At 70.8% G+C, this 6,029-nt stretch carries 6 protein-coding genes; 3 read left to right on the top strand and 3 right to left on the bottom strand.

The window, feature by feature from the left end; translation table 11 throughout:
* From G4D87_RS32205 to G4D87_RS32195, 3 genes are all read left to right on the top strand, one after another.
* On the top strand, positions 1–1,530 hold a 1,530-nt coding region (locus G4D87_RS32205), incomplete at its 5' end, for an SDR family NAD(P)-dependent oxidoreductase (RefSeq protein WP_240358779.1).
* A 19-nt stretch (positions 1,531–1,549) separates the two neighbouring features.
* Entirely contained in the window at positions 1,550–2,041 is a 492-nt protein-coding gene (locus G4D87_RS32200) for an Rv1443c family protein (RefSeq protein ID WP_205507799.1), read from the top strand.
* Between the two features lie 6 nt (positions 2,042–2,047).
* Positions 2,048–2,374, top strand: coding sequence for a TerB family tellurite resistance protein (locus G4D87_RS32195; protein WP_163786518.1), 327 nt, complete (start codon positions 2,048–2,050; stop codon positions 2,372–2,374).
* Positions 2,375–2,390: 16 nt separating this feature from the next.
* Here the strand turns inward: G4D87_RS32195 and G4D87_RS32190 are convergent, their stop codons facing one another.
* Genes G4D87_RS32190 through G4D87_RS32180 form a run of 3 tightly spaced genes read right to left on the bottom strand, consistent with a single transcriptional unit; the run spans position 2,391 to position 5,674 of the window.
* Positions 2,391–3,734: a sigma-54-dependent transcriptional regulator gene (locus G4D87_RS32190; protein WP_163786517.1), complete on the bottom strand. Its 1,344-nt coding sequence runs from the start codon at positions 3,732–3,734 to the stop codon at positions 2,391–2,393.
* The gene (locus G4D87_RS32185; RefSeq protein ID WP_163786516.1) at positions 3,731–5,161 is read right to left on the bottom strand and encodes a sensor histidine kinase; all 1,431 of its coding nucleotides are present in this window, start codon (positions 5,159–5,161) and stop codon (positions 3,731–3,733) included. Before G4D87_RS32185 ends, G4D87_RS32190 begins: the two co-directional genes overlap by 4 nt.
* Positions 5,162–5,206: 45 nt before the next feature.
* A complete protein-coding gene (locus G4D87_RS32180) occupies positions 5,207–5,674 on the bottom strand; it encodes a hypothetical protein (RefSeq protein ID WP_163786515.1) in 468 nt (155 codons plus the stop codon).
* Positions 5,675–6,029 lie beyond the last annotated feature (355 nt).

Below are 6,029 nucleotides of genomic sequence, written 5' to 3'. Positions count from 1 at the left end.
CCCCTGTCCCTGGAAGAGGTACGCCGCGTCACCCAGCTCCTGGAGGCCATCAGCGAGGACCGCTTCCTGTTGGCCGGCCTCCCCGAGGAGGACCGCATCGCCTTCCTGAGCGCCGCGGGCCGCGTGTTGCACCCGGACCGCGACGCCAAGTCCCGGATGGCGAAGGCGCTGCGCCGCGACCGGAAGAAGACGAAGCGCGAGCACGACCGGGTCATCCGCGCGACCACCGAGATTCGCACCCTGCGCCGCTCCGCCATCTTCACGGTGCCCGCGCTGCCGCCTCCGCCTCCCTCCGAAGCGGGGCCGGAGCGCATCCTGGAGCAGCCCCGCCGCTGCTACGTCTGCAAGGCCGAGTACCGCAAGCTGCACTTCTTCTACGACGCGATGTGCATCGAGTGCGCGGACTACAACTACGCCAAGCGCACCCAGCGCGCCGACCTGAACGGGAAGGTCGCCCTCATCACCGGCGCCCGCGTGAAGATTGGCTTCCAGGCCTCGCTGATGCTGCTGCGCTCCGGCGCCCGCGTCATCGCCACCACGCGCTTCCCCAACGACGCCGCGCGGCGCTACGTCCAGGAGCCGGACTTCGCGGACTGGGCGCACCGGCTGCACATCCACGGGCTGGACCTGCGGCACGCGCCCAGCGTGGAGCTCTTCGCGAAGCACATCGAGCAGACGCACGAGCGCCTGGACATCCTCATCAACAACGCCGCGCAGACGGTGCGTCGGCCCCCGGGCTTCTACGGCCACCTGCTGCCGGGAGAGATGCGCAGCGCGGACGACCTGCCGGCGGCGGCGCGCGCGCTGCTGGCGGGCCATGACGCCTGCGTCGCCACGGTGCAGCCGACCGCCCTGGGTGCGGGCAGCGCGGGAGGCGGCGCGGAGCTGGCCACCACCTGGCGCAGCAGCGACCCGGCGCTGGGCATCCACTCCTCCGCCGCGCTGTCCATGCTGCCCTACCACCTGGAGCAGGAGGGTGACGAGCGCGCCCTCTTCCCGCGGGGCCGGCTGGACGCGGACATGCAGCAGGTGGACCTGCGGGACGTGAACTCGTGGCGGCTGCGGCTCGCCGAGGTCCAGACGGCGGAGATGCTGGAGGTCCACCTCATCAACGCGGTGGCGCCCTTCATCCTCGTCGGGAAGCTGAAGCCGCTGATGCTCAGGGACCGCTCATCCCCCGGCCACGTGGTGAACGTCTCCGCGATGGAGGGCAGCTTCTCGCGCGGGACGAAGACGGACAAACACCCGCACACCAACATGGCGAAGGCGGCGCTCAACATGATGACGCTGACCTCCGCGCCGGACTACGCCCGCGACAACATCTACATGAACGCCGTGGACACCGGCTGGGTCACCGACGAGGACCCCGCGCAGCACGCGGAGCGCAAGGTGCAGGAGCTGGACTTCCAGCCACCGCTGGACATCGTCGACGGGGCGGCGCGGGTGGTGGACCCCATCATCGCCTCGGAGAACAGCGGCGAGTACGTCTGGGGCAACTTCTTCAAGGACTACCGTCACACCGCGTGGTGACACGCGGACCGGGGGCGTCATGGCAACCCGCAGTCTCCGCTTCGAGTCGTACGTCGAGGTCACCCCCGCTGAAGCCTGGGCGTGGGTGACGTCGATGAAGGGCATCTCCACGGAGCTGCGCCCGTACCTGCGGATGACGGCGCCCCCGGGCGTGGACGGGCTCGAGGAGCTGCCCTTCGAGCCAGGCCAGCCGCTGTTCCGCAGCAAGCTGCTGCTGGGCGGCGTGCTGCCGGTGGGCTGGTCCGACCTGACGCTGCGCGAGCTGGAGCCGGGGCGCCGCTTCGTCGAGGAGTCCCCCATGAGCGCGATGCGCCAGTGGCGGCACGAGCGCCGCATCATCGAGGCGCACGCCGGCGTGGACATCATCGACCAGCTCGACTTCGAGCCCCGCTTCGGCGGCCGGCTGACGGAGGCCTTCATCCGGCGCCTCTTCGAGCACCGCCATTCGGTGCTCCGCCGCGCGCTGACACCGTCATTAGGTGGACGGGCGTCCCAGGAAACGCCAGCCTAGGGGGACATGAGCCCCGAAGAACAGTTCCACGTCGAAGTCCTCAAGCTGCTGCTCCAGGTCGCCACCGTCGACGGCCGCGTCGCGCACGCCGAGATTGAGCACATCCTGGACACCGCGCGAGGCATGAGCGTGCCCCTGCAGGAGCTGGCCGCGCTGACGCGCTGCCTGCAGAACAACGAGCCCTTGCCCCCGCCGAACATGGGCATCCTGCGCACCAACCCCTCCGCCGTCATCCGCGAGGCGAAGGCGCTCATCGCCAGCGACGGCAGCGTGCACGCGGCGGAGATCGAGATGCTGCGGCAGATTCGGGAGCTGCTCGGCGTCATCAACTGACGCCTCGGCGCGCGCGCTACGACTCGCTCTCCGGAGCCTCCAGCAGCTTGTAGAGCGTCTTGCGGTCCACATCGAGCAGGCGCGCCGCCTCGCTCTTGTTGCCGCCCACGTGCTGGAGCACCTGCGCGGCGTAGCGGCGCGACAGCTCGGCCAGGCTCGGCATGTCGCCCGCCAGGCCCGCCATCTTCGGAGTGGACGCGTCCCCAATCGGCTCCGGGAAGTCCTGGGGGCCCAGGACGCCCGTCACGTTGAGCGCCAGCGCCCGCGCCACCACGTTCTCCAACTGGCGCACGTTGCCCGGCCAGTCATAGGCCGCCAGGCGCGCGTTCGCGTCCGGCGTCACCACCGGCCGCACCCCGCCGCGGGCATGACGTCCGGCGAAGTGCTCCACCAGCGCGGGGATGTCCTCGCTCCGCTCCCGCAGCGACGGCAGGTGCAGGTGCACCACGTCCAGGCGGTACAGCAGGTCCTCGCGGAAGAGGCCCTCCGCCACCCGCGCCTTGAGGTCCTTGTTCGTCGCCGCCACCACGCGCACGTCCACCTTGACGGGGATGCTCTCACCCACGCGGCGGATTTCGCCCTCCTGCAGCACGCGCAGGAGCTGCGACTGCACCTTCATGCCGACGTCGCCAATCTCATCCAGGAAGAGCGTGCCGCCGCTGGCCTCCTCGAAGACGCCTCGCCGCGCGCCGGACGCGCCGGTGAAGCTGCCCTTCGCGTGGCCGAACAGCTCACTCTCCATCAGCGATTCGGTAATCGCGCCGCAGTCCACCGGGATGAAGGGCCCGCTCATGCGCGGCGAGCGCTTGTGCAGCGCGCGCGCCACCATCTCCTTCCCCGTGCCCGTCTCACCCGTAATCAGCACCGGCACGTTGCTGGCCGCCGCGCGCGCCACCTGCTTGTACACCTCCAGCAACGCCGGGCTGCGGCCCACCATCATCAACGCGCCACGCTCCACCTGCTGGCGCAGCGAGCGGTTCTCCTCCACCAGCCGCTTCTGCTCCAGCGCCCGGCGCGCCACGCGCAGAATCGCGTCCACGTCGAAGGGCTTGGCCAGGTAGTCGAAGGCGCCCTGTTGAATGCTGTCCAGCGCGCCCTCGATGTTGCCAAAGGCCGTCACCACCACCACCGGCGTGTCCGGCAGCTGCGCCTTCACCTCGTGGAGCACCTTCAGCCCGTCGCCCGGCTCGGGCATGGCCATGTCCGTGAGGACCAGGTCAAAGGCGCCCTCGGCGATGCGCTCGGTAGCGCGGCGCGGGTCCTGGGCCTGCGTCACCGCGCCCAGGGGGCCCAGCAAGCGCTGGAGCAAGTCGCGGGCCTGCGGGTCATCATCCACGACGAGGATGCGGGCTGAGCTCATGTGCCGACCTTGCGTATTCCGGCGGAAGCCGTCGTTGACTGAGCGCCGCGGGTGCCCGCCGCCGGGCGCACCACGCGGGGGAAGCGCACCACCACGTGCGTTCCTTTTCCTTCTTCCGAGCGCACCACCAGCGTGCCGCCGTGCGCCTCCACCACGCGCTTGGTGGTGACCAGCCCCAGTCCATGGCCCGGCAGACCGCGCACCTCGGGCGCGCGGAAGAAGGGCTGGAACAGCGAGGCCTGGGTGCCCGGCGCCATGCCGATGCCGTTGTCCACGACCTCCAGCACGGCCATGTCACCCTCGGTGGCCACGCGCACCTTCACGCGGGCGTCGGGCCTGCCCGCCGAGTACTTCACCGCGTTGGTGAGCAGGTTGCGCGCGCTCACCTGCAACAACTGCCCGGGGCAGTCCACCGCCACGCCGGGCTCCAGCTCCCGCTCCAGCGCCACGCCCTGCGCCGCCGCCGTCTGCGCCACCTCCAGCAGCACGGTGGTGACGGCCGTGTCCAGCTCACCCACCGTGCGCTCGCCGCGCGTACCGGCGCGGCAGAAGCGCAGCAGCGCCTCGATGAGCTCGCCCATGCGCACCGCGCTGGACTCACACTGCGCCAGCATCTCCAGCGCGCCCGCGTCGTTCACCGCGCCGGTGCGGCGGATGAGCGTCAGGTAGCCCTTGAGCGGCGCCAGCGGAGAGATGAGGTCATGCGCCACGCGCCGCGTGAAGGCATCCAGCTCCTGGTTGTGCCGGCCCAGCTCCTCCAGTTGCCCCTGGATGATGGCCTCCTGGCGCTTGAGCAGCGAGGTCACGCGCAAGCCCACCAGCGACGACAGGAGGATGGCCAGCAGCGTGGCGCCCGCGCCCAGCGCCGTGTTGCGCACGCGCAGGTCGTCCAGCCGGTTCACCAGCCTGCGCGCCTCGGCGGCGTTCTCCTCCTCCAGCGCGCCGCCCAGCGCGTCCAGCTCCGCCGCCAGCGGGCGGATGCGCTCGGCCAGGTGGCGCCGGGCGCGCTCCGCCTCGCGGCGCTGCGAGAAGATGGCCGCCGCGCGCACCTGGTCCGCCAGCCCCTGGCACGCGGCGTTGAAGCGGTACCACAGCGCCTTCTCGCCCTGCGGGAGGTTGCGCGTGTACGCCTCCGACGAGGCGCGGATGTCCGCGAGAATCTGCTCCATCACCGCGTCCGCGGCGCGGCGCTCGGCGTCACCCGTGGCGCGGACATGCGCCTCGATGGCGGACTCCAGCGACAGCGCGTCCACGCGGATGCGGCCAATGGAGCCGGCCCGCTCCAGCGCCTCTTGCACCAACCCGTCCACCTGGCTGCCCGTGCGGACCTCCGTCCACAACGTGAAAGCGGTGACGGCCGACAGGAGGACGACCACGAAGAAGAAGCCGGCCCGGTAGCCGCGGATGGGGATGCGGGAGCTCGCCACGCCGTTCCTCTATCACGGGGCCAGCGGCGCGCGTCCGGCGGGACGTCAGGGCGCCGTCGGCGCGACGTTGTCGGCCGCGGGGGGGACAGCCGGCTGGAGCGGATTGTTCAACCGCCGCCGTGCACGCTCCAGCGCGGACTCATACCAGACGTCCGACAGCTCCTCGTGCATCTCCTTCAGTTCCTTCAGTTCGTGGACCTCGCGCTCCAGCACCAGCAGCTGGGTGTTGTGCTCCTCCAGCGCGTGCCGGTCCGCCTCGGTCCGCACCAGCTCCTCCAACAGCGCCGCGCGCGCCTGCTCCGCTTCCGCGCGCTCCAGCCGCACCTGCTCCAGCGCCGACTCCAGCTGGGCCATGCGCAACGCGAACACCTCGGCGCGCTCGCGCTCCACCTCGTACTCGCGCCGCCAACGGTCCGCCTCGAGGACCTGGGCCTCCAGCCGCTCGAGCGGAACAGTCGTCGCGCAACCCGTACCCAGGACGGCCAACGCTGTCGCGCAACAGAGGAACCGCATGAACCGTCTCTCCCACACCATGACCGCGCGACATGCGCGACGAAGGCGCCGGGCCGACACCCTGCAACCAGATGACGCGTGCAGCTTGCTCAAGTGCTCCGTCATCGTCAAAGCAGCAACTGCCTGTCTGGGGAGCTTGCCCCCATTGTCGGAGCTCCAACTGCGGAGTTTCTCCCCACGGACATCCGCGACAGACACCTGCGCTCCCTCTGACAACGCCCCTGGCACGCCGCCTGCTCAAGCCCTCGCTCGCTGGGACGGCGCAATCTCGCGCCGTCGTTCGTCACCGGAGCTTTTCATGAAGACCGTGTTCGCCGCCGCCCTCCTCGCCGCCGCCACCGCGTTCGCCAACACT

Origin of the sequence: Myxococcus vastator, assembly GCF_010894475.1 — a bacterium.
GTDB classification, from domain to species: Bacteria; Myxococcota; Myxococcia; order Myxococcales; family Myxococcaceae; genus Myxococcus; species Myxococcus vastator.
The sequence above is the reverse complement of the archived record's forward strand: the minus strand, read 5'-3'. Positions and strand labels throughout refer to the sequence as shown.